The 22,122-nt window shown below is 62.8% G+C and carries 25 protein-coding genes; 14 read left to right on the top strand and 11 right to left on the bottom strand.

Features of this window, described 5'->3' with window-relative positions; genetic code table 11:
- Both ACOVRJ_RS02660 and trpE read right to left on the bottom strand, forming a co-directional pair.
- A complete protein-coding gene (locus ACOVRJ_RS02660) occupies positions 1-585 on the bottom strand; it encodes an anthranilate synthase component II (RefSeq protein ID WP_263539039.1) in 585 nt (194 codons plus the stop codon).
- 2 nt (positions 586-587) lie between these two features.
- The gene (gene trpE, locus ACOVRJ_RS02655) at positions 588-2,087 is read right to left on the bottom strand and encodes an anthranilate synthase component I (protein ID WP_422042357.1); all 1,500 of its coding nucleotides are present in this window, start codon (positions 2,085-2,087) and stop codon (positions 588-590) included.
- A 430-nt stretch (positions 2,088-2,517) separates the two neighbouring features.
- On the opposite strand from trpE, the gene ACOVRJ_RS02650 reads away from it, so the two are divergent.
- Positions 2,518-3,153 carry a chalcone isomerase family protein gene (locus ACOVRJ_RS02650; RefSeq protein WP_422042356.1) on the top strand — a complete coding sequence of 212 codons (636 nt, stop codon included), beginning with the start codon at positions 2,518-2,520 and terminating at the stop codon, positions 3,151-3,153.
- On the opposite strand, the gene gph is transcribed toward ACOVRJ_RS02650, so the two are convergent.
- The 3 genes from gph to ACOVRJ_RS02635 all read right to left on the bottom strand — a co-directional run bounded on the left by gph (position 3,150) and on the right by ACOVRJ_RS02635 (position 6,362).
- A complete protein-coding gene (gene gph, locus ACOVRJ_RS02645; protein WP_422042355.1) occupies positions 3,150-3,827 on the bottom strand; it encodes a phosphoglycolate phosphatase in 678 nt (225 codons plus the stop codon). The genes ACOVRJ_RS02650 and gph overlap by 4 nt on opposite strands.
- 104 nt (positions 3,828-3,931) lie before the next feature.
- Positions 3,932-4,717 carry a substrate-binding periplasmic protein gene (locus ACOVRJ_RS02640; protein WP_422042354.1) on the bottom strand — a complete coding sequence of 262 codons (786 nt, stop codon included), beginning with the start codon at positions 4,715-4,717 and terminating at the stop codon, positions 3,932-3,934.
- A 709-nt stretch (positions 4,718-5,426) separates the two neighbouring features.
- The gene (locus ACOVRJ_RS02635) at positions 5,427-6,362 is read right to left on the bottom strand and encodes an RHS repeat-associated core domain-containing protein (protein WP_422042353.1); all 936 of its coding nucleotides are present in this window, start codon (positions 6,360-6,362) and stop codon (positions 5,427-5,429) included.
- A 179-nt stretch (positions 6,363-6,541) separates the two neighbouring features.
- Here ACOVRJ_RS02635 and ACOVRJ_RS02630 point away from each other — a divergent pair, with 179 nt between their 5' ends.
- The 4 genes from ACOVRJ_RS02630 to ACOVRJ_RS02615 all read left to right on the top strand — a co-directional run bounded on the left by ACOVRJ_RS02630 (position 6,542) and on the right by ACOVRJ_RS02615 (position 10,312).
- A complete protein-coding gene (locus ACOVRJ_RS02630) occupies positions 6,542-7,633 on the top strand; it encodes a carbohydrate kinase (protein ID WP_422042352.1) in 1,092 nt (363 codons plus the stop codon).
- Positions 7,634-7,641: 8 nt separating this feature from the next.
- Positions 7,642-8,565 (top strand): pseudouridine-5'-phosphate glycosidase, encoded by a 924-nt coding sequence (locus tag ACOVRJ_RS02625; protein WP_422042351.1) that lies wholly within the window; start codon positions 7,642-7,644, stop codon positions 8,563-8,565.
- A 143-nt stretch (positions 8,566-8,708) separates the two neighbouring features.
- Positions 8,709-9,764: an alkene reductase gene (locus tag ACOVRJ_RS02620; protein ID WP_422042350.1), complete on the top strand. Its 1,056-nt coding sequence runs from the start codon at positions 8,709-8,711 to the stop codon at positions 9,762-9,764.
- Positions 9,765-9,877: 113 nt separating this feature from the next.
- Positions 9,878-10,312 carry a response regulator gene (locus ACOVRJ_RS02615; protein ID WP_422042349.1) on the top strand — a complete coding sequence of 145 codons (435 nt, stop codon included), beginning with the start codon at positions 9,878-9,880 and terminating at the stop codon, positions 10,310-10,312.
- Between the two features lie 21 nt (positions 10,313-10,333).
- On the opposite strand, the gene ACOVRJ_RS02610 is transcribed toward ACOVRJ_RS02615, so the two are convergent.
- The 3 genes from ACOVRJ_RS02610 to ACOVRJ_RS02600 form a co-directional block, all read right to left on the bottom strand.
- Entirely contained in the window at positions 10,334-10,828 is a 495-nt protein-coding gene (locus ACOVRJ_RS02610; RefSeq protein ID WP_422042348.1) for a low molecular weight protein-tyrosine-phosphatase, read from the bottom strand.
- A 6-nt stretch (positions 10,829-10,834) separates the two neighbouring features.
- The gene (gene rpe / locus ACOVRJ_RS02605) at positions 10,835-11,518 is read right to left on the bottom strand and encodes a ribulose-phosphate 3-epimerase (protein ID WP_422042347.1); all 684 of its coding nucleotides are present in this window, start codon (positions 11,516-11,518) and stop codon (positions 10,835-10,837) included.
- Positions 11,519-11,642: 124 nt separating this feature from the next.
- Positions 11,643-12,302 (bottom strand): TetR/AcrR family transcriptional regulator, encoded by a 660-nt coding sequence (locus tag ACOVRJ_RS02600; RefSeq protein ID WP_422042346.1) that lies wholly within the window; start codon positions 12,300-12,302, stop codon positions 11,643-11,645.
- A gap of 172 nt (positions 12,303-12,474) precedes the next feature.
- Here ACOVRJ_RS02600 and ACOVRJ_RS02595 point away from each other — a divergent pair, with 172 nt between their 5' ends.
- The 3 genes from ACOVRJ_RS02595 (at position 12,475) to ACOVRJ_RS02585 (ending at position 14,913) form a co-directional block, all read left to right on the top strand.
- A complete protein-coding gene (locus ACOVRJ_RS02595; protein WP_422042345.1) occupies positions 12,475-13,401 on the top strand; it encodes a fasciclin domain-containing protein in 927 nt (308 codons plus the stop codon).
- Positions 13,402-13,465: 64 nt separating this feature from the next.
- A complete protein-coding gene (locus tag ACOVRJ_RS02590) occupies positions 13,466-14,389 on the top strand; it encodes a fasciclin domain-containing protein (protein WP_422042344.1) in 924 nt (307 codons plus the stop codon).
- A gap of 71 nt (positions 14,390-14,460) precedes the next feature.
- On the top strand, positions 14,461-14,913 hold the full coding sequence (locus ACOVRJ_RS02585; protein WP_422042343.1) for a fasciclin domain-containing protein: 453 nt from the start codon (positions 14,461-14,463) through the stop codon (positions 14,911-14,913).
- 72 nt (positions 14,914-14,985) lie between these two features.
- Here the strand turns inward: ACOVRJ_RS02585 and ACOVRJ_RS02580 are convergent, their stop codons facing one another.
- Complete coding sequence (locus ACOVRJ_RS02580; protein ID WP_422042342.1) at positions 14,986-15,609, bottom strand: DNA-3-methyladenine glycosylase I; 624 nt, start codon at positions 15,607-15,609, stop codon at positions 14,986-14,988.
- A gap of 118 nt (positions 15,610-15,727) precedes the next feature.
- Between ACOVRJ_RS02580 and apaG the strand changes: the two genes are divergently transcribed.
- Both apaG and ACOVRJ_RS02570 read left to right on the top strand, forming a co-directional pair.
- Entirely contained in the window at positions 15,728-16,102 is a 375-nt protein-coding gene (gene apaG / locus ACOVRJ_RS02575; protein WP_422042341.1) for a Co2+/Mg2+ efflux protein ApaG, read from the top strand.
- Entirely contained in the window at positions 16,102-18,141 is a 2,040-nt protein-coding gene (locus ACOVRJ_RS02570; protein ID WP_422042340.1) for a site-specific recombinase, read from the top strand. The genes apaG and ACOVRJ_RS02570 overlap by 1 nt, the downstream gene beginning before the upstream one ends.
- Here the strand turns inward: ACOVRJ_RS02570 and ACOVRJ_RS02565 are convergent.
- Positions 18,132-18,263: a hypothetical protein gene (locus ACOVRJ_RS02565; RefSeq protein ID WP_422042339.1), complete on the bottom strand. Its 132-nt coding sequence runs from the start codon at positions 18,261-18,263 to the stop codon at positions 18,132-18,134. The two genes, ACOVRJ_RS02570 and ACOVRJ_RS02565, sit on opposite strands and share 10 nt — an antisense overlap.
- Positions 18,264-18,459: 196 nt before the next feature.
- Between ACOVRJ_RS02565 and ACOVRJ_RS02560 the strand changes: the two genes are divergently transcribed.
- Entirely contained in the window at positions 18,460-19,470 is a 1,011-nt protein-coding gene (locus tag ACOVRJ_RS02560) for a murein transglycosylase A (RefSeq protein WP_422042338.1), read from the top strand.
- Positions 19,471-19,543: 73 nt separating this feature from the next.
- On the opposite strand, the gene ACOVRJ_RS02555 is transcribed toward ACOVRJ_RS02560, so the two are convergent.
- Positions 19,544-19,828, bottom strand: coding sequence for a DUF427 domain-containing protein (locus tag ACOVRJ_RS02555; protein WP_422042337.1), 285 nt, complete (start codon positions 19,826-19,828; stop codon positions 19,544-19,546).
- Between ACOVRJ_RS02555 and ACOVRJ_RS02550 the strand changes: the two genes are divergently transcribed.
- The 3 genes from ACOVRJ_RS02550 to ACOVRJ_RS02540 all read left to right on the top strand — a co-directional run bounded on the left by ACOVRJ_RS02550 (position 19,827) and on the right by ACOVRJ_RS02540 (position 22,117).
- Entirely contained in the window at positions 19,827-20,141 is a 315-nt protein-coding gene (locus ACOVRJ_RS02550) for a hypothetical protein (protein WP_422042336.1), read from the top strand. The two genes, ACOVRJ_RS02555 and ACOVRJ_RS02550, sit on opposite strands and share 2 nt — an antisense overlap.
- A 93-nt stretch (positions 20,142-20,234) precedes the next feature.
- Positions 20,235-21,152, top strand: a complete 918-nt coding sequence (locus ACOVRJ_RS02545; protein WP_422042335.1) for a TIGR02285 family protein — start codon at positions 20,235-20,237, stop codon at positions 21,150-21,152.
- A 98-nt stretch (positions 21,153-21,250) separates the two neighbouring features.
- On the top strand, positions 21,251-22,117 hold the full coding sequence (locus tag ACOVRJ_RS02540) for a hypothetical protein (protein WP_422042334.1): 867 nt from the start codon (positions 21,251-21,253) through the stop codon (positions 22,115-22,117).
- Positions 22,118-22,122 lie beyond the last annotated feature (5 nt).

Here is a 22,122-nt window from a genome sequence, read left to right as displayed (position 1 = left end):
TTACAAGGCCAGGGTCAGGAAGTTTTTCAGCATGGCGTGACCATGCTCGCTGAGGATGGACTCGGGGTGGAACTGCACCCCTTCCATTGGCGTGGCGCTGCCGGCCAAAGCACGGTGACGCACGCCCATGATCTCGCCGTCATCGCTGCGCGAAGTGATTTCAAACTCGGGCGACAGCGTCGCCTCGTCAATCACCAGCGAGTGATAGCGGATGACGCTGAACTCACGCGGTAGGCCTTTGTAAACGCCTTTTTGGTCGGTGCTGAGCACGCAGGCCTTGCCATGCATCTGATGCTTGGCCCGCACGATCTTGGCGCCGAAGGCGGCGCCCATGCTTTGATGGCCCAGGCAAACGCCGAGGATGGGCAGCTTGCCAGCAAAGTGCTGGATGGCCGGCACGCAAATGCCCGCCTCAGCCGGCGAGCAGGGGCCGGGCGAGAAGACCAGATGGTCGGGCTTGAGCGCGGCGATCTCTTCAATGGAGATCTCATCATTGCGCACGACCTTGACCTCGGCCCCGAGTTCGCCGAAGTACTGCACCAGATTGAAGGTGAAGCTGTCGTAGTTATCAATCATCAACAACATGATCAGAATCCTTCCTCAACCAATTCAGCCGCGCGAATCAACGCACGCGCCTTCGCCTCGGTTTCTTGCCATTCCAGCTCGGGCACCGAGTCGGCCACCACGCCGGCTGCGGCCTGCACATAGAGCGTCTCGTCCATGACGATGCCGGTGCGGATGGCGATGGCCAAGTCCATATCGCCGGCAAAGCTCAGGCAGCCCACCGCGCCGCCATAAATGCCACGCTTGACGGGCTCCAACTCGTCGATGATTTCCATGGCCCGCACCTTGGGCGCGCCGGTCAGCGTGCCGGCCGGGAAGGTGGCTTTGAGCACATCGAGATTGCTGCAGCCGTCCAGGAGCGTGCCCTCGACATTGCTGACGATGTGCATCACATGCGAATAGCGCTCCACCACAAAGGCGTCGGTCACCTTGACCGAGCCGATCTTGGCGATGCGGCCAATGTCATTGCGCGCCAGGTCAATCAGCATCAAGTGCTCGGCCAATTCCTTGGGGTCAGCCTTCAGTTCTTTTTCCAGCGCCAGGTCTTTCTCGACCGTGCCACCGCGAGGCCGGGTGCCGGCCAGCGGGCGGATGGTGACCTTCTCGCCGTCTGCCGTGGTTTCCTGCCGCACCAAAATTTCGGGCGAGGCGCCGACGATCTGGAACTCGCCCATATCGTAGAAATACATGTACGGGCTGGGGTTCAGTGAACGCAGCGCGCGGTACAGGCTCAGTGGCGACTCGGTGTAGCGCTTGCGCAGGCGTTGGCCCACTTGCACCTGCATCATGTCGCCGGCGGCGATGTAGTCCTTGGCTTTTTGCACCGCAGCCAAATAGTCGGCCTTGGCGAATTCGCGCTCCACCGGGTGGGCCAGACCGCGCTTCACCGTGGGCGCCGAGACGCTGTAGTTCAGCTTGTCCCGCAACTCGGTGAGGCGCTTCTTGGCCTTGTGAAAGGCCTCGGGCTGGCCGGGGTCGGCATAGACGATCAAATAGAGCCGACCCGACAGGTTGTCGATCACCGCCAGCTCTTCGCATTGCAAGAGCATCACATCGGGCGTGCCCACGCCGCCGGTTCTTTCGGTGTGCGCCAGCTTGGGCTCGATATAGCGCACCGCGTCATAGCCGAAGTAGCCGGCCAGGCCGCCGCAAAAGCGCGGCATGCCGGGGCGCAGCGCCACCTTGAAGCGTTGCTGGTACTGCTCGATGAAGTCCAGCGGATTGCCCTCATGGGTCTCAACCACCTGACCGTCGGTGATGATCTCGGTGCGTTGCCCACTGCTTTTCAGCACGGTGCGCGCCGGCAGGCCGATGTAGGAGTAGCGCCCAAAGCGCTCGCCGCCCACCACCGATTCCAGCAAAAAGCTATTGCGGCCCGATTTGCCGCCGTAGGCGCCGGCGCCAGCGCACAGCTTCAGATACAGAGAGAGCGGGGTTTCGAGGTCCGCAAAAGCCTCGCTGATCAGCGGGATGCGGTTATAGCCTGAAGCCGCCAGGCTCTTGAATTCAAGTTCGGTCATCATCAGTTCTTTCAAACCCTTGCACCTCGCCCAACACCCATTCAAGGGGCGGCGAGAGTCCGCAAAAACAAAGCATCAAGGCGCTTGGCTGACAAGCCTGATCTCTGGGCGGCCCTGGTCGGGCTCGGCGCAATATTGCGCAAGACACTGCGCCAGGTCAGGCGCAGGGTGAGATCAGTGGGATTTTCGCCGCACACGCAGGGTGCGGCCGGCAAGCAGCAAGCGTCTTCTTCAGACGAAGTCGGGCTGGCGACGCCAGGGCCAGGCTCCCCGGTCGTGAGACCCCTTGATGTGCTTGCGCGTGATGAACATGATGAAATCAGTGTATCAGCGTCGTGTGACATGCAGCGCAGACAGCCGTGCTCGCTTCAAGTGATACTCGGGCTACATCGGCTCCTCTCCAGGGCTGCAACACAACTGAAGGAAACCCAGCATGCGTGGATTGATCGCGGCCTTAGTGATGACGTTCGGCTTGTCGCAAGCGGCGCTGGCCCAATCACAGGCGCCTGTGACTGCGGCTGCGGCCTCCCCAGTTGTCGAGGTGGCGGGCGTCAAGTATGAAACCGGACTCAACCTCGGCGGCCAAACCCTGCAGCTCAACGGTGCCGGTATCCGCTACAAAGCCGTCTTCAAGGTCTACACCGCCGGCCTGTACCTCAGCACCAAGGCCAACAGCACCGAGGCCGCGCTGGCCGCGCCTGGCCCTAAGCGCCTGCACATCGTGATGCTGCGCGAGGTGGACGGCAATGAACTGGGCCGCCTCTTCACCAAGGGCATGGAGCAAAACGCCTCACGCGAGGAGTTTGGCAAAGCCATCAACGGCGTGCTGCGCGTGGCCGAAATTTTTGCCAGCCGCAAGAGCCTGACGACGGGCGAGCACTTCTCCATCGACTACATCCCCGGCACTGGCTCGGTCGTGCTCTTGAACGGCAAGCCCCAGGGCGCGCCGATCAAAGAGCCTGAGTTCTTCTCGGCCCTGCTGCGCATCTGGCTGGGCAAGTCGCCGGCCGATGATCAGCTCAAAGACGCCCTGCTGGGCAATGCCAAAGAACGATCCGGCCGCAGTTAACTGAGCCGCAGTTGATCCAGCCGATCCAGGTACTGCTGCGCCGGCACCGAGCGAATCGGCTCCCCATGGTTGTAGCCATAACTGACCAGCACCACGGGGCAGCCGGCGGCGTGTGCGGCTTGGGCATCGTTGCTGGAGTCACCAATCATCCAGGTCAGCGCCGGGCTTGAACCCAGCGCCTCGCAAGTCTTCAACAAAGGCAGTGGATCGGGTTTCTTGCGCGCAAAGTCATCGCCGCCAAACACGTGGTCGAAGTAAACATCCAGCCCTTTGACGCGCAGCAGATCCCGTGCAAAGGCCGCCGGCTTGTTGGTCAGGCAAGCCATCGGCAAGCCCAAGGCGCGCAAACGCTGCAACCCCTCTCGCACACCCGGGTAGACCTCGGAATACTGGCCATTCAAGGCCCGGTACTTTTCTTGGTAGAGCGACCAGGCGCGCTCATACAAATCCTCCGCCCCCCCCACCGCCGCCAGGCAGCTGCGAATCAAGTGCTCGCTGCCGCGCCCCACCGTCTTCTCGACAAAGGCCCGGTCCACCAGCGGCAAGCCCAGCTCAGCCAGGACCCGCTCCAAAACCGCCACAAAGTCCCCCAAGGTATCCACCAGGGTGCCGTCCAGATCCAGGATAAAGGCTTGCGCGGCGGGTTGGTTTTCAGCGGTTGGGTGGAATGACATAGACAGGCCGAGATTGAAGTCGAACGACCATTTTCTCCGACACTCGAAACAAGATGCCCTCTGGCATGCTTGCCCGCTGATCCCGCGCGGGGTTCATCCCGGCCTTAAGGCTCGCTGCGCGTCAAGTGGTAGCGCTTTTGGAGCTTCGCGTACGCCGGGCTTTGTTTGAAGCGACTCAGGGCCTCGGCGAAACGCTGCGCCAACTCGGTGTGGCCGCGCACGCTTGAGAACGCAATGTAGTTGCGGGTGCTGGCGATGGCGGGCTGCAAAGCCACAAAACTTGCGAACTCGGCCCGGTCCTCATAGGCGGCGCTGAAGTCACTCCAGTTCACCACCGCCACCGCCGCATGCCCGGCCGATAAACGGCGGACCAAATCATCCATGGAACTCGCCTCGATGCGCTTGGCCTTGTCAATCTCGGCTTTGCCGAACTGGAAGCCCCGTATCGCCAGCAAGCTGTTCTTCTCAAGAAAACCGGGCAACTCGCCAGTGAACGCCAGGCGCGCGGCATCCTCTTTGCGGGCGATGAAGCGGATCTCGGCCGTGGACAGCTTGTTGCCTTCGAAAAAGACCGCCCAGGCCTCTCGCTCCGGCGTGCGGGAGATATAAGTGACAGCATCCGCCTGCCCCGCCTCCACCATCATCAAGGCGCGCTTCCAAGGCAGGCTTGTCCACCTCACGCCCATCCCCAGGCTCTTGGCTGCGGCTTCAACCATGTCCACGTGCATGCCGGTCGGCTTGCCTCCAACCATCATTTCGAAGGGCGGATAGTCATCGTCACCGCGCACCACGTCCAGCACCATTGGCGGCTTGGCCTGCACCCCGGTCGCCCAAAGGCTCAGCAGCGCCCACACGAGGCAAGGCAGCAGTACGCGCGGCAAGAAGTTCATGCAGTTCCCACTTGAGCCAGCAGATTCGCCATCAGGCTCATGTTTAGCGTAGCCGTAGCGTATCAGGGTCAGGCCTCGAGAGTAGTGCCACCTGCGAGTCGCTTTCCGCGCCCAGCAGTTTGGCTCTGAAACTCACTGAAAGAGGTGCCCCCTTTACCCGGCCGGCGACTGAAGGCCTGCATCAAAGCGCGCCAAGCCCTGCGCAAGCACAGCAAGCCAGCGAGCGAGCCCTCTATGTCATCAAAAAAAGCTCTCGTCGCGAAGTGGCGAGATGCATTGGCCGGGGGAACTCGACTCGAAAGGAGCGAGACACTGCCGCAAACCAGCGGAAGGGCGGCACAGGGACCATTAGATTTTCGACCTGACCCCGAGTTCTGACCGTACTCACGGCTCGCCAGGCTTCATGGCTCTGCAAGATCGATCGGATGAGTCAACTGCAACCACACAAGGACAAACAGCAGCAGAGCGGAGATGGCTCCTACAAAAAATCTCATGACGAAAGCGAGTGCACTGTCCAAGACAGCCGAGACAGACAGAACGAACGCAATCAGCACCAAGGCCTCTATGACCGTCAGCCGCCGTCTTCTGACCAGTGTTCGCTTGCATTCAGGACAAGGGAAGCCATGACTCCCCACCGACAGGGTCAAGCGTACAAGTACGGAAAGCTTGCCCCCGCACGCAGGGCAGTTGGGAAGGCGATGTTTGGGCGTCATTTGCCCCACCCACAATTGTTGCCCGCGGCGATAGCAATGGCTGCACCGGCACCCACACCCCCTCCAGTCGCCGCGACAAACGGGTTCTTTCCTGCGGCAATTGCGCCCACGGCCGCCCCTTGCGCTGCATGTCGTGCATCTGACCCTAAGAAGGTTGTTATGGCCCCATCGGAAAGTGCACCGAGCGCAGCCAATCCGCGTCCTGCAAACGTACTGTTCTCTGCCAGTCCAGCGACAAGGGCCTGACCTACAGGGCCAACTTTGGTCCCTGCTACCCCCGCAGCAATGCCTGTGCCAAATCCGCGCATGCCTTCCGAAACACACAGCACGACAGCGCCAACGCCACCGGCTAACGCGGCGCCCTTCAGCGCACCATCAATGCCCGACGCAGTAGCTGAACCAATGCCTGAAGCGAGAAGGGATATCTGATCCTTGGACAGGCAGTACAGCCCATAGGGATCGACAAAGCTAACCGGATTCCCACCCACATACGCATAGGTATTGACCCCGCCCGCCAACCCAATCGGGTCAGATTGCAAATACCTTCCCAACTGCGCGTCATAGTAGCGATGCCAGTTGTTCCACAGCCCTGTTTCGTTGTCGAAGTACTGGCCCGGGTAGCCTATGTTCATGCCGCCCATCGAATCGTGCACCACCTGCCGACCAAAGGCGGTGTTCACCGCACGCCACGCGACTTGGGCGGCGGGATTGGTGATCACTTCAGGCCGACCGAGATGGTCGTTATGGCTTGCGTAGAACTGGCCGCCTCTGACCAAACCCATCAGTTCACCGCTCAGCCAGACATAGCTTGTCGTGTTGGGGCCAAGTTCCGCCAAGAGCTCACCACTGGGGCCATAGACATAGCGACTCGTGCCCGAAGCGCTGGACTTGAGTACCCGCTGCTTAAAAAAGTTATTGGGGTTGCCGATCACGGAGTGGTGCACGATTTTGACGCGATTGGAGGCATGGTAGCCCGCGCAGGGTCAGTTTTCCCATGAGCGTTCTCCCTGAGCGAAGAGCCTTCTCGCCACCTGCCAGATGAACGAACAACACGGTCGGCATCAAGCAAACAAGTGTCCCCACATAAAAACAAGTGTTTTAAGATGTCGGCATGGACTCCAAGAAAGATCAGCTCCTCGCCCTGATCGCCCACAACCCCTTCATCAGCCAGCAAGACTTGGCCGAGCGGCTGGGCTTGTCGCGCTCGGCGGTGGCGGGCTATGTGGCGGCGCTCACCAAGGAGCGACGCATCCTCGGGCGGGCCTATGTGCTGCCGGGCGCGCGCAAGCTGGTGTGCATTGGCGGCAGCAATGTGGACCGCAAGCTGCGCGGGCTTGAAGCCTTGCAGATGGGCAACTCCAACCCGGCGCGCTTGAGCGAAAGCCCCGGCGGCGTGGCGCGCAATGTGGCCGAGAACCTGGCCCGGCTGGGCTTGCAGGTGCAGCTCTTGACGGCGCTGGGCGATGACGCGGCTGGGCGCTATTTGCTGGGTCATGCGGCCAGCGTCGGGGTGGACAGCAGCGCCAGCCTGATCGCCGCCGACGCCCCCACCGGCAGCTACACCGCAGTGCTGAGCCCCGAGGGGGAGTTGGTGCTGGGCCTGGCGCAGATGGATTTGTGCGAGCGACTCACACCCGACTATTTGCGCCAATGCGCGGCGCAAAGAGCGCAGGCCGGGCTGACCTTGGTGGACCTGAATCTGCCGGCCGAGAGCCTGGCCTTTTTGCTGGCCGAGGCCGCCGAGGAAAAGGCCGCGCCACTGGTGGCGATAGCGGTGTCGGCGCCCAAGATGGCGCGGCTGCCGAAGTCGCTGGAAGGCTTGAGCCTTTTGATTCTGAACCGCGATGAACTGGCCGCCGCGACCGGGCTGGTGCTCGCCGAAGATGAGCCCGCCACGCTGCAAGAGGCCCATGAAGCCTTGGCTGCGCGCGGCCTGCAACGCTTGATCGTGACCCAGGGCGCGGGGCGTGTGTTCTTTGGTGTGGCCGGCCAGGCGCTGAAGTCCTTGAAGCCGCCGGCCACGCCGGTGGTGGAGGTCAGCGGCGCGGGCGATGCCTTTGCCGCCGGCGTCTGCGCGGCGCTGCTGCAAGAGCCCGAGGATCTGGCCGCCGCCTGCAAGCTGGGCCTGCGCCTGGCCCGACTCACGCTGCGAAGCGAACACAGCGTTTCGCCCGAACTCAGCCCTGAATTGCTATTGCCATGAACACACCCATGACTGACGCCCAAAAGTTTCTCGCCTTTTCACCCGAAGTGGCCGCCGCCCGCGCCGCCGGCCGGCCCATCGTGGCGCTGGAAAGCACCATCATTTCGCACGGCATGCCTTACCCACAGAATGTGCAAACCGCTCGCGAGGTGGAGGCGCTGATCCGCGCCCAGGGTGCCGTGCCAGCCACGATTGCGGTGCTGGGCGGCAAGATCCGAATCGGTTTGTCTGACGAAGAGTTGGAGCTGCTGGGCCAATCGCCCGAGGCGATGAAGGTCAGCCGCCGCGACCTGCCCTATGTGCTGGCCAGCGGCAAGATCGGCGCCACCACGGTGGCGGCCACCATGATCTGCGCGGAGTTGGCCGGCATCGCGGTTTTTGTGACCGGCGGCATCGGCGGGGTGCACCGGGGCGCCGAGACCTCGTTTGACATCTCGGCCGATCTGCAAGAGCTGGCCCAGACCTCGGTGGCGGTGGTCTGCGCAGGCGCCAAGTCCATCCTAGACATTGGCCTGACGCTGGAATACTTGGAGACCTATGGCGTGCCGGTGCTCAGCATCGGCCAAGACAATTTCGCCGCCTTCTACACGCCCGACAGTGGCTTCAAGGCCGACTTCCGCTTGGACACGCCCACCGAGCAGGCCGACTTCTTGCGCTGCAAATGGGCGCTGGGCTTGGCCGGCGGTGTGGTCATCAGCAACCCGGTGCCGACCGATCAAGCCATGCCGCGCGAAGAAATTGATGCCATCACCGCCCAGGCGCTGGGTGAGGCAGAGGCACAAGGCATCCAGGGCAAGGCCGTGACGCCCTTTTTGCTGGCCCGCATCAAGGCCCTGACCGAGGGCCGCAGCCTGGCCACCAATATCGCCTTGGTGAAACACAATGCCTTGGTGGGTGCGCGGCTGGCGGTGGCCCTGCAAGCGGGTTCTTGAGCACATCAGAGGTCGAGGCACAGGAAAGTTCTGCGGCTCTGATGAAACGCAAGGGCTAGCATTTTTCTCCTCAGCTCGCAGCACCCGGGACTTTGTCTGAACTGATACCGTCTCGGCTTATCTAGCCCATCAAGGTCTCACTCATGCTGTTCTCCCCACTCCAAGTCGGCGCCCTCTCCCTTCCCAATCGCGTGCTGCTGGCGCCGCTGACGCGCACCCGCGCCGATGCTGGCCATATGCCCAATGCCTTGATGGCCGAGTACTACGCGCAGCGCGCCAGTGGCGGCCTCTTGATCACCGAGTGCACCATGGTGGCGCCCGGCACTTCAGCCTTCGTGAACGAACCCGGCATTTACTCGGCCGAGCAGGTGCAAGCTTGGAAGCAAGTCACCGAGGCGGTGCATGCCAAGGGCGGCCGCATCTTCATGCAGATCTGGCACTCCGGCCGCGCCGCCCATCCGGCGGCCAATGACGGAGTGGAGAACGTCTCCTCTTGCAATGTCGCCATCGAGGGCGAGGTGCACACGCCGCAAGGCAAGTTGCCAAATGCACAGCCGCGCGAGCTGCGCGCCGATGAGTTGCCCGCCATCGTCGAGGCCTACGCGCAAGCGGCGCGCAACGCGATTGCCGCCGGCTTTGACGGCGTCGAGGTGCACGGCGCCAATGGCTATTTGATCGACCAGTTCCTGCGCGACGGGGTCAACAAGCGCAGCGATGCTTACGGTGGCTCTTTGGAAAACCGTGCGCGCTTCCTGTTTGAGGTGCTCACCGCCGTCACTGCGGCCATCGGCGCGGAGCGCGTGGGCCTGCGCTTGTCGCCACTGAACAGCTACAACAGCATGGTGGACAGCGACCCGATCGGCCTGATCGGCTTCTTGGCCGAGCGCCTGAACGATTTCAAGCTGGCCTATCTGCATGTGATGCGCGCCGACTTCTTCCAGGTTCAAAAGGCCGATGTGATGCCGGTCGCGCGCGCCAAGTACAAGGGCGTGCTGATTGGCAATATGGGCTACAGCGGCGAAGAGGCCGAACAGGCCATTGAGGCTGGCCTGCTCGACGCGGTGGCTTTCGGCACCAGCTTCCTCGCCAACCCGGACCTGCCCGCGCGCCTCAAAGCCGGCGCTGCGCTTAATGCAGTGGACGCCAGCACCTTTTACACGCCGGGGCCCAAGGGATACACCGACTACCCCACGCTCTGAGCTGAGTAAAGATTCACAGATTTGCGGGCAGCCTCAGGGCTGCCCTCTTTGTTTGAGGGCGAGCAGCCGCCGGGCTGGGTAGGATAGTGACACTCGACGGAGGAAGGCTCGGCATGGTCACGACGATCAAACGCGAAGATTTCTGTTTCCTGGTGGTGGACGATTTTTCGACCATGCGCCGCATCATCTCGGGCCTGCTGCGCGAGCTGGGCTTTCGCAAGATCTTGGAGGCCGAGGACGGCCATGTGGCGCTGCGCACCCTGGAGGTGGCGGCTGAGTCTGGCGAGCCAGTGCACTTTGTGCTCAGCGACATCAATATGCCGGTGATGAACGGCTTTCAGCTGTTGGAAGCGCTGCGCCAAAAGCCCGAGGGCAGCGTGCTGCGCCAGGTGCCGGTGCTGCTGGTCACGGCCGAGGGCCGCAAGGAAGACATCGTGCGCGCCGCCCAGCTCGGCGCCAGCGGCTATGTGGTCAAGCCTTTCAACAAGGACACCATTGGCGACAAGATCCACCTGGTGCTGAAAAACCGCCACGTGATGGTGGCCTGAGGCCCGCGACAGTTAGTCGGTTCAGGCCTTGGGCAAGGTGCCCTTGCGCCAGGCCTCGCCCAAACCGGCCACGCCGCGCTCAATCAAGGCCAGCACATGGTCAAAGCCGGCTGCCGGGCCAAAGTAAGGGTCGGGCACGTCTTGCCCTTCCAAGCCAGGCACAAAGTCCAAGAGCAAATGCAGCTTGTGCTGCAACTCCGGCGGGCAGAGCTTCAGCAGCACATCCCGGTTGTCCGACTCCATCGCCAAGATCAAGTCATAACGCTCGAAATCTTCGGGCTGCACCCGCTTCGAGCGCCACTTCTTTTCGACCGAGAGCTGCCCCCGCTGCAGCGCGGCCAGCGCGCGCGCATCGATGGGCTCGCCGCGTGGGCCGGCTCGTGCACCGGCCGACTGCACCAGTTCAAACGCCGCGGCGGCGCCCAGCCCCAGTGATTCGCGGCGCGCTTTCAGCACCGCCTCGGCCATGGGTGAGCGGCAGATATTCGCGGTGCAGACGAAGAGGACTGAAGGCACGGCCGATCAGCGCGCCAGCTCGGCGCGCATCGCGTCGATGACGGCCTTGTAGTCGGGCTTGCCGAAGATGGCCGAGCCGGCCACAAAGGTGTCGGCGCCAGCGTCAGCGATCTGGCGGATGTTGTCCACCTTCACGCCGCCGTCGATCTCAAGGCGAATCTGACGGCCGCTCTTTTCGATGATTTTGCGAGCGGCTTCTAGCTTCTTCAGCGCGCTGGGCAAAAAGCTCTGGCCGCCGAAGCCGGGGTTGACGCTCATGATCAGAATCATGTCGACCTTGTCGATCACCCACTCCAACACATCCAGCGGCTCGGCCGGGTTGAAAACCAAACCGGCTTGCTTGCCCTCGGCCTTGATCAGCTGCAGGGTGCGGTCCACATGCTTGGAGGCATCGGGGTGGAAGGTCACCATGTCGGCGCCGGCCTTGGCAAAGGCGACGGCCAGGGCGTCCACCGGCTCCACCATCAAATGCACATCGATGGGGCAAGGCGTGCCATCCGGCTTGACCGAGTGCTTGCGCAGCGCTTCGCAGACCATGGGCCCGAAAGTCAGATTGGGCACGTAATGGTTGTCCATCACGTCGAAGTGAATCCAGTCGGCACCAGCCGCCAGAACGTTGCGGACCTCCTCGCCCAAGCGGGCAAAGTCGGCCGAGAGGATGCTGGGGGCGATGCAGAAGTTGGAGCTCATGGCTTGATGGCAGGCCTCAAGTGCCCGCCCAGAAATGTGGGGCAGGCCGCGATTTTAAGGACAAGGGGCGCTGGACCGGAAAACCGCTTGGACAGCCGCCGAGGCAGCGCCAGGGTTCGCGCGTTCAGGCGGCCTTCTTGCGCAGCTTGGGTACAGCCGCGACCGCGACTTGGCTGGGCGAGGCCGCAAGGCCGCCAAAGCAACTCAGCAACAACATGTCAATGATCTGCTCATGGCTGTACTGCCCCGCCGCCTTCAGCAGACCCAAGACCGGATCGCAGGCGCGCGCAAACAAGGTGTAGAGCACGACCTCGGGCGCCAGTTCGGCTCTCAGGCTGCCGTCCTTTTGCGCCGCCTCGATCCACTCGCCCAACTCATCCGAGAGGCGCAGCAAGCAGTCCATATAGACCTTGTGCGCGACCAGTGCCGCGCGCAGGCTGGAGTTCTGCGCCGGCAGTGAGGGCATCTCCCCCGCCAACTGCACCTGCATGGTCCAACGGGCCACGCCCTTGAGCTTGTCCAGCGGCGTGCCGCCCTCTTCTTCGCGCAACCTGGCCACCTCGGCCAACGCGCGCTCCAACACCTTCACCATGGCCGCTGCGGCCAAATCCTCTTTGGATGGGAAGTGCTTGTAAAGGCTGGCCTTCGCGATGCCGACATCGGCCACCACCTCATCCACCGTCATCAGGTCGAAGCCCTTCTCTGAAAGCAGGCGGTTGACCGAAGCCACGATGGCGTCTTCACGCAATTGAAGCTGTTGTTCACGAAAAGAAAGTTTGGCCATGCGCCGATTCTACGGTGCCGCAGGCATTTCGCATACTGCACCGTCCATTTGAGACTGATCAAATTATTTTGCGACTCATCTGTTGACTTTGTGAACTGCTTAGTTCACATTTGCACCACTCGATACAAAACAGCACGCCGCCCCATCCGTCGGAGCTTTCGAAATGATGACGATGAACGCCTTATCCACCCCAAGCCTGGCCACGCCCATCGGCTTGCGGCTCCAGAAAGCAAGCCAGGCCGGGCTCTGCCCCTCGACCCTGAGCCCGGCTCAGCCAGTCCAAGAAGACTTCAGCCTGAACCGTTGGCTTGAAGCGATGCGCTTGAGTGGTCTGGCCAGCCTGATGACTCGGTCAAGCTCCGTCCACCTGTTGATTCCCAGCGACGCGGCCTTTGATGCGCTCTTGCTCGACATGAAGCTCGGCTGGGCCGACTTGTGCAGCGATCTGCCGCGGCTGCGCGCGCTGATGTTGGGCCATGTCTTGATGGAGGGTCAGAATCCCGCCTGGGCCAGCCCGGGCAGCTTGATTCGCTGCGCCAACGGGCAAGCACTGAAGCTCGAGGCACGCGGCGTTTTGCGCGATGCGCAGGGCGCCAGCGCTCGCCTGCTGAGGGCGATGCCGACGAACGCGGGCCCCAAGGCCCACCTGATTGACCGAGTGCTGCGCCCGGCCGAGCAGAACCTCTTGGATTTGCTGGCTCAGGCCCCCGAGTTCAGCCTGTTCAACGCGGCACTTCACACCAGCGGGCTTCAGCACTGGCTGGCCGGCAGCGGCCCCTTCACCTTGCTGGCGCCTTGCAACGCCGGCTGGTCCTTGATCGAGCAACAACTGGGGCTGAGCGCCGAGGCGCTGCTGAGCGGCCCTTCAGAACTGCTGCGGCATCTGGTCGGCCGGCACCTCTTCGTGGGCAAGTGGCTGAGTGACGAACTGCCTTGGGGTGGCCGCTTGGTCGCCTGCAACGGCGACTCGGTCAACCTGTCTGCCCTGGGGCTGATTGGCGAGGGCTCTTGGGCTCAGGCCTTGAGCCAGGACTGCAACCAACAGACCCGTGATGGTGTCTTGCATCGCCTCCAGCACCCTTTGCTCAGCTACCACTGAGCGTCCTAACTCGTTTGTTCCGCAGGTTCGCCAGCCGAGCCCCATCAACCCTAGGAGTGTTCCCATGTTCAAGTGGTTCAAATCTCTGTTTCTCATTGGCATTGCCAGCAGCTTGGTCGCTTGCAGCAGCGACGACAGTGACCCCAATATCGTGGAGGTCGCCCAGAACGACGCACGCTTCAGCGTCCTGGTTGAAGCGGTGGTTGCGGCTGACCTGACCACCACCCTGACCGGCACCGGGCCCTTCACCGTCTTCGCCCCCACCAATGACGCCTTCGCCCTGCTGCTGACCGAGCTGGGCATGACCAAGGCCCAGTTGCTGGCCGACAAGGCCTTGTTGAAGGCGGTGCTGACTTACCACGTGCTTCCCGCCCAAGTCATGAAAAAAGACGTCCCGGCTGGCAAAGCCATCGCCACCGTGCAAGGCGGCGTGTTCAAGGTTGACGCGGTCGGCAGCGATCTGGTCATCACCGACGGGCGCAACCGAACGTCAAAAATCATCCTGACCGATATTGCCGCCAGCAACGGCGTCATCCACGCCATCGACAAGGTGATCCTGCCGGCCAACAAGAACATTGTGGAGACTGCAGCGGCCGTGGCCGACTTCAGCATCCTGGTGGAAGCCGTGACCGCCGCCAACCTGGGCGCAACCCTCAGCGGCACCGGCCCCTTCACCGTCTTCGCACCGACAAATGCAGCCTTCGCCAGCTTGCTGGGCGAACTGGGCGTTACCAAAGATCAGTTGTTGGCCAACAAGCCCTTGTTGACGCAGGTGCTGACCTACCACGTGGTCGCTGGCCGCGTCTTGAAGGCCGATGTGCCGGTCGGCACCGCGATCAAAACCGTTCAAGGCGAGACCTTCACGGTGGACAGCGGCCTGAGCATCACCGACCAGAGAGCCCGCAAGGCCAAGATCACCGGCACCGACGTGATGAGCAGCAATGGCGTGATTCACGTGATCGACAAGGTGATCCTGCCCAAGCCCTGAATCACCTTCTTGACCTGAGCCCCCAACTCGACTCTCCCATTCCCCTTTCAACCCACCATCGAAGGACTGTCATGAAAAAGTATTTCGCAATTGCCGCCCTGAGCCTGAGCGCCCTGACTGCGCAGGCCAAAGACATCGTCGACACCGCCGTGGCTGCGGGCAACTTCAAAACCCTGGCCACCGCGCTTCAAGCGGCTGGCCTGATCGACACGCTGAAAGGCAAGGGCCCCTTCACCGTGTTCGCGCCGACCGACGCCGCCTTTGCCAAGATCCCCAAGGCCGACTTGGATGCCTTGCTGAAAGACAAGGCCAAGCTCACGGCCGTGCTGACCTATCACGTGGTGCCCGGCAAGGTGATGGCCAAAGACGTCAAGGCCGGCAAAGTCAAGACCGTGCAAGGCAGCGAGTTGACGATCGCCACCCAGGGCGGCGTGATGGTCGATCAAGCCAAGGTCACCGCCACCGACATCGCGGCTGACAACGGCGTGATTCACGTCATCGACAGCGTCATCATGCCGAAGTAAATCAGCAGGCCCGTAGCCAGCTGCCAGGCCGCCGCGCTCATCCCGAGCCGGCGGCCTGGCCTTTTCTACGCATCAGCTGACCGGCAGTTGGAAGGCTTTGCGCGCCGCACTGACCTTCTCGCGCGTGATGCATTCCAGGGCATGGTCATTGATCAGGCCCATGGACTGAATGAAGGCATACATCGTGGTCGGGCCGACAAACTTCCAGCCTCGTTTTTTCAGATCTTTGGACAAAGCGCGTGAGGCTTCTGACTCGGTGGCCGGCACCGGCTTATCAAGCGCTGCCGGCTCAAAGCGCCAGATGTAGCGAGCCAAAGAGCCCTGCTCGGCGACCAAGTCGACACAGCGCTGGGCGTTATTGATCACCGCCTCAATCTTGCCCCGGTGTCGCACGATGCCCGCATCCTGCAGCAGGCGCTCCACATCGCTGGCGTCAAAGCGCGCCATCTGTTGAAAGTCGAAGCCCGCAAAAGCGGCTCGAAACGCCTCCCGTTTGTTCAAGATGGTGCGCCAGGACAGGCCGGACTGGAATCCCTCCAGGCACAGCTTTTCAAACAGGCGCCGGTCATCGACCACCGGGAAGCCCCATTCGGTGTCGTGGTAATGCAGATAGGTCGCGTCACCCGGCGCCGCAGCGCACCAGCGACAGCGGGCTTGACCATCGGGCGGGAAGTAGAGGGCGGTGTCTGCGTTCATGGTAGGGCGGAACAAGCATTCAAGGCCCGCAGCATAGCGGTGCCGCGCGCAGGAAGGCGGCATGCAGCGGGTGCGAAAGCTTGTGCGCCGCAGCGCGGCTGCCGCCTAGAATCCGCGCATGGCTAATCCGCAACTCAAGTGCAGCGTTCTGGTTCAGGTGCTGCCCGAACACACCGATGTGCAACACGGCGTTTACGCCTACAGCTACCAGATCACGATCGAGAACACCGGGGACATCGGCGCCCAGGTGATCGGTCGCCACTGGCACATCACCGATGCGCGTGGCACCGAGCAAACCGTGGACGGTCTGGCGCTGGTGGGTCATCAACCGCTGTTGGCGCCGGGCGAGAAATTTCAATACCGCTCCTGGGCGCAGATCGCCACGCCGCAGGGCAGCATGCACGGCAGGCTGCTGTGTGTGACGGAGGCGGCCGAGGTGTTTTACACCGAAGTGCCTGAGTTCATGCTCGCCGACAGCGGCGCCCTGCATTGATGGGCTGGTTCCGTTCTGCTCCAGGCTGGGATCTGACCGCGCTGCTGAACGCAGCGGATCCGCGTGCCCGTCTGGCGAATCGGAATCTTTGGCTGGCCCGCCTGCTGGAATGGCTCCGCCACCCGGCGCAGCGCGACGAAGTTGCCGGCGCGACGACGCCCTTGCCGGTCCTGCGCCTCAAGCATCTGCTGAATGTGCTGGAACGCAACCCCGAACATGCGCAGGCCTTTGCCGGGGTGCTGAATTCGATCTGGCGCGATGTCGATGCCATCGGCTTGTTTGCCGACGTGGGCTTCGCGCCGCGCGTGGCACTGTGGGGCGAGTTCCTGCACCGTCTGCGCCAGCGCCTGCTGCCGCGCACCGCCGACACCACAGACCTGGCCGAGCTTTTCGATCTGCTATTTCCCGACGAGTCGGACGAGCATTGGCTGCGCGCGCTGGACGACGAGCTGCTGCAAAGACTGAGCCGCCTGCTTCAGTCCAGTTCACCGAATTCCAGCCCCGGACCCGGCAAGGATTGGCAAGCGCCGATGCTGAGCGGCTTGACCACCTTGATCAGCTCGGTGCGCGCCGATGGCTTGGCCGGCGCCTTGCGTCGCCGCATGAGCCCCGAGTTGCTGATCAGCCAACCGTTCGAGCAACTGGCCAGCGCCTGCGATGACTTGGTCGACGCCATCCAAGACGGCGATCCCGCGACGGTGAGCCAGGCCCTGCAGTTCTTGCGCGCCTTGCTGGATGCCTGTCAGCGCGCGGCGGCCAGCATCCCCGAGCATCTGGAAACCCATGGGGTCTCGGTCGAGATCGTATTCGCGCTGGAGCAGATGCAAGCTCGCATCTTGCGTATCGAAGCCTTGCTGGACTGCCTGGTGGCCGAGCAGCCCCAGCGCGAGTTGGTTCGCCTGTTGGCCAGCTTGGTCCGGGTGGTCCACGAACGCCGCAGCGTTCGGCAACTGTTCTCCCACCACTATTCGCTGCTGGCGCGCAAGGTGGCCGAGCGCAGCGCCGAGACCGGCGAACACTACATCACCCGCGACCGCGCCGACTACCGCGCCATGCTCAAGCATGCGGCCGGTGGCGGCGCCATCATTGCCGGCACGACTTTTGCCAAGTTCACCGTGGTGGCGATTGGGATGAGCGCCTTTTGGACCGGCTTTTGGGCCGGGGCCAATTACGCGATGAGCTTCTTGATCATTCACCTGCTGCATTGGACGGTGGCCACCAAGCAGCCGGCCATGACCGCGCCTGCGATGGCGCAAAAGCTCGAACACATTGACGACGAGGCCGGTTTGAACAGCTTTGTCGATGAAGTGGCCAATCTGCTGCGCTCTCAGTTTGCGGGCATCTTCGGCAATCTGGCGGTGGTCGCGCCGATCGTGCTGGGCGTTCAGCTGTGCAGCTGGTTGATCTTTGGTGCGCCGGTGGTCGGCGAAAAGTCGGCCCACTATGTGCTGCACTCACTGACCCTGCTGGGCCCTTCGGTCTTGTTCGCTGCCTTTACCGGCGTCTTGCTTTTCGCCAGCAGCATGGTGGCCGGTTGGGTCGAGAACTGGTTTGTGTTGCACCGACTGGAAAGCGCGATCGCCTGGAACCCCAAGATCATCGCCCGCCTGGGTCAAGCGCGGGCGCAGCGTTGGGCGCATTGGTGGCGGGACAATGTTTCGGGTGTCGCCGCCAATGTCTCGCTGGGCATGATGCTCGGCCTGGTGCCGGTGCTGCTCAACTTCATCGGCTTGCCGCTGGATGTGCGCCATGTGACCTTGTCGACCGGACAACTCTTCGCCGCGATTGGCGCGCTCGGCGTCGACATCTTCCGCATGGCCGATTTCTGGTGGTGCGTGGCCGGCATTGCGATGACCGGGGTGCTGAATCTGAGTGTTAGCTTTTATCTGGCCTTGAAGGTGGCGCTGCGTTCCCGCGGCATCCGGCTGTCAGACCGCGCACGTTTGAGCTCCGCCATCTGGCGACGGCTTCGCCAGCAGCCGCGCAGCTTCTTTTTACCCCCGAAGCGCCAAGCCGCGGAGTCCCCCACTCAGCCTTGACGATCGTCTTTCTCGGAGTCCAGGCGGCGCTCCCCGCCCTTGCGCCCCGAGAACATGGTCCACCAGATGATGAACACAAACAGCGCCAAAGCGGCCAGCGCCTCCAGCAGTAACAAACCCATTGCAGCCTCAATTCTCGCCAACAGCCTGTGGCGGCAACTTGCCGCAACGGCGGCGATTCTAGGGGGCTTGGCGGGATGCAGCACGCCTGCACCTTCGCCACCGGCCGGCAGTGGGGTCAAAAGTGCGGAAGCACCCGCCGCGCCAGCGAGTTCAGCAAGCCCATCTGTCGCAACAGAAACGCCGCGGCCCAGGGCGGTGCTGCTGCGCGAACGCTCGCGCTGGGTCGAGGCGGACTGGAGCGAGTTGCCCGGCTGGGGTGCCGACCGGGCCGCCGAGTTGTGGCCTGCACTGTCTCGAGGTTGCGTGCGCCCCGCCTCAGGCTGGGCCGAGCTGTGCGCTCGCATCAACCGGGCACCGGCACCCGAGGATGACGCCCAGGCGGCCTTGTGGCTGATGCAGCATCTCAAGCCCTACCGGGTAGAAAGCCATCAAGGCGAGGCGCAGGGGCTGGTCACCGGCTATTTCGAGCCGATGCTGGACGCCACGCGTCGGCCCCTGGCGGGTTTCCAGGTGCCGGTGCTGGCGGCACCACCCGACCTGAACCAGCGCCGTCCCTATTTCACCCGCCAGCAGATCGAGTCCGACCCGCAGTTGCGCCAACGGCTGCGCCCGCTTGAGTTGGCCTTTTTGGAAGATCCCCTGGACCTGCTGGTGCTGCAGATTCAAGGCTCCGGACGACTGCGCATCAACGACAGCGCGGGGCGCCCCCAATGGATACGGATGGCGTTTGCGGGGCATAACGACCACCCTTATCAGTCCATTGGCAAGGCCTTGATCGAACGCGGCGAGTTGCGCCCGGGCGAGGCCTCTTGGCCCGGCATCCGCGACTGGCTGAGGCGCAATCCGCAGCAAGCCCGAGACTTGCTCTGGAGCAATCCGCGTTATGTATTTTTCAAAGAGGAGCCGCTGCCGGACCCGAACCTTGGGCCGCGCGGGGCGCAAGGCGTGCCCTTGACACCCGGGCGCTCGATTGCGGTGGACAGGAGCAGCATCCCCTATGGCACGCCCGTTTGGCTGGATGCCAGCGAGCCCTTGAGCAACACCCCATTGCGCCGCCTGATGATGGCGCAAGACACCGGCAGCGCCATCGTCGGCGCGGTTCGCGCCGACTACTTCTGGGGTTGGGGCAGCGAAGCCGAACAACAAGCCGGCCGGATGAAGCAGCCGCTGCGGCTGTGGGCCTTGTGGCCGGTGACAGGTTCCTGAGTTGAAGCGGCAGGGCCTACAGCTTGGCTTGGAAAAAAACTTGTGGCGCTGAACGCGAGAAACTCAGAAGCACTCACTCCTCGATCTGCACGCCCTTCCAAAAGGCATAGTGGCCCTTGATCTCAGCGGCGGCCTCGGTCGGCTCGGGGTAGAACCAGACGGCGTCGGGGTTCATTTCGCCATTGACGAACAGGCTCAGGTAATGGGCTTGGCCCTTCCAAGCACAGCCGCTGCGGTGGTTGCTGAAGCTGGTGTACTCGCGCTTCAAGGATTCAGGCGGGAAGTAGTGATTGCCTTCCACCATCACCGTGTTGGGGCTCTCGGCCACCACGACGCCATTCCAGACTGCTTTTGTCATGCCTGCACTCCTGATTTCGATTCAAACGAGCAGCAGTATCGGACAGGACGCGAAGCAGAGCACTGACAATGCGGCGGTGAAGCGCTATTACTCCCATCTCGACAAAGACATTTTCATCACCGCCGGTTCGGCCAAGGATTTGGCCCCGGGCTGCTTTGGCATCTGCGCCATCGACGGTGGCGCGCAAGGCTGGTCCATCGTGCATATCGGGCCAGATGGCGATGCCGCCGACCTGGGCGGTGAAAGCTACTTTGCCAGCCCCGAGGAGGCACTGGAATTCGTCAAGGAATTGATCGAGCTGATGGGCGCATAGCGCACGCTCATTGATGCTTTGCGGGCTGAGCCTGAGTATCACGGCCTGATCTTGCCTCTATGCTGGCGCACCTTGGCTGTTCGACTGTTTGTGGTGCCCCCCGTCTCTTCCTTCTTGCTCTCTTGTCTGAGTTTTTTGATCGCCCTGTCGATCGCCCTGCCAAGCCAAGCCCATACCGCGACGCCCTCCTCTCAGACGGCCGCCGTGAAGCGCATCGTCTGGTTGACGCCGGACAGCACACAGGTAGGCCAAAGCCGCGTTGGCTTTGGTGTGGCGGACCGGCTGGTGAAGTATGTCTCCGCACAACTGCCTGACATCGAACACAGCGTGGTGCGCGCCAATGCCAAACGAAGCATGAAGATGCTTCAGCAAGGCGAGACAGCCTGTCACGCGTCCTTGATTCGCTCGGCCGAGCGAGAACAAATCGCCTACTTCAGCAACACCTTGCTGTTGGCGCCAATGCAATTGATCGTTCGCGCAGACAAGCTCGAAGCGCTGCCGCGTGATGCCCAAGGGGAAGTGGATCTAAGAAAGCTGCTGGCCGACGAGACCCTGCGCGGCGTCTTGACCGACAAGCGCAGCTACGGCGAGTACATCGACAGCGTTCTCGCCACCCGCCCCGAGAATCGGGCCGTATTCAGCCACTCGCATGGCGACTTTGGCGGCAAGCTGCTGCAGATGCTGCTGGCCGATCGTGCGGACTATCTGATCGACTATCCGACCGCCATGGATCTGCTGCTCAACCACAGCCCAGGATCGGACCCGCAGGCCTTGCGCAGCCTACCGATTCAAGGCGCCAGTGAACTGGTGGTGGGGGGCGTGGCCTGTCCGCGCACGCCCTGGGGTTTGGCCGCGATCACCCAGATCGATCGCGCCTTGAGCACGCCGGCTGGCGTGGCGCTGTTGCGCGAGTCGTCCGACCGATTGCTGCGCCCCGAAGCCCGGCGCGTTTGCGCGAGCCGGCAAGACGCGTTCTACAAGGACCGCGCCCGCCCCAGCAAAGTGTTCTGAGCATCCGCCGGCGCGAGGGCGGCGCAAATGCAGTGCCCAAAGCCGAAGCTGCGTTCTAAACTGCGCAGGTCTTTCGGGCGCCCAGGGAACCCTCGCCGATGAGCAAGCTCCTGTTGATGTCGATGATTGGCCTGCTGCTGATGACAAGCACGGCGGGGGCCACCCCCACTGCTACATCGAACACGCCGGTGCGGCTTGAACGCATCATCTGGCTCAAGGCGGATGCCAGCCGCATCAATCCGACGCTCAGCTTCATCACCCAGAAGCTGCCGCACATCCGCCACGAATACCTGTCGACCAACGCCATTCGCAGTTGGCAAATGATCCAACGGGGTGATCCGGCATGCCGCCCGCTGACCGTGCGCACGGCCGCCCGCGAAGAAGAAGCCTACTTCACCGACACCATGTTGGCGCCCCCCGCCGAACTGATGGTCCGGCGCGACAAGCTGACGCAGGTGCCACGCAACAGCGCCGATGAGGTCGACCTGGCGCAGCTCATTCAGCAAGCTCAGTTGCGCGGGGCGCTCGCCCGCGGCCGCAGCTATGGTGAGTTCATCGATGGTGTGCTGGCTCAGCAACCTCGGGGCACGCATTTGGCCGACTATGCAACGCAGGGCTATGGCGAGCGACTGCAGGACATGCTGGCGAAAGGCCGCGCCGACTATTGGATCGACAACAGCGGTGCCCTGGCAAAAATGCAGGCGCGCGAACTCCCTGCAGAGGCCTTTGTCGCCTTGCCGATTCAGGGCGCGACTCAAGCCCTGCGCATCGGCATCGCCTGCCCGCGCACACCTTGGGGATTGGCCGCTATCCGAGCGATCGATCAAGCTCTGGGCACAGCAGCAGGCTCTGCCCTGCTGCGTGCCAGCATTGAAGAAGCCTTCGGGCCGGAAGCATTGAAACGCTACGGGGCGCAAGTCGAACAGTTTTACCTGCGCCGCAGCAAACCGCAACTCTCAGACTAGGCCGG

The organism is Roseateles sp. (genome assembly GCF_049240545.1).
GTDB lineage: Bacteria > Pseudomonadota > Gammaproteobacteria > Burkholderiales > Burkholderiaceae_C > Paucibacter_A.
Note: the sequence above shows the minus strand (reverse complement) of the source record. Positions and strands in the feature narration are given on the sequence as shown.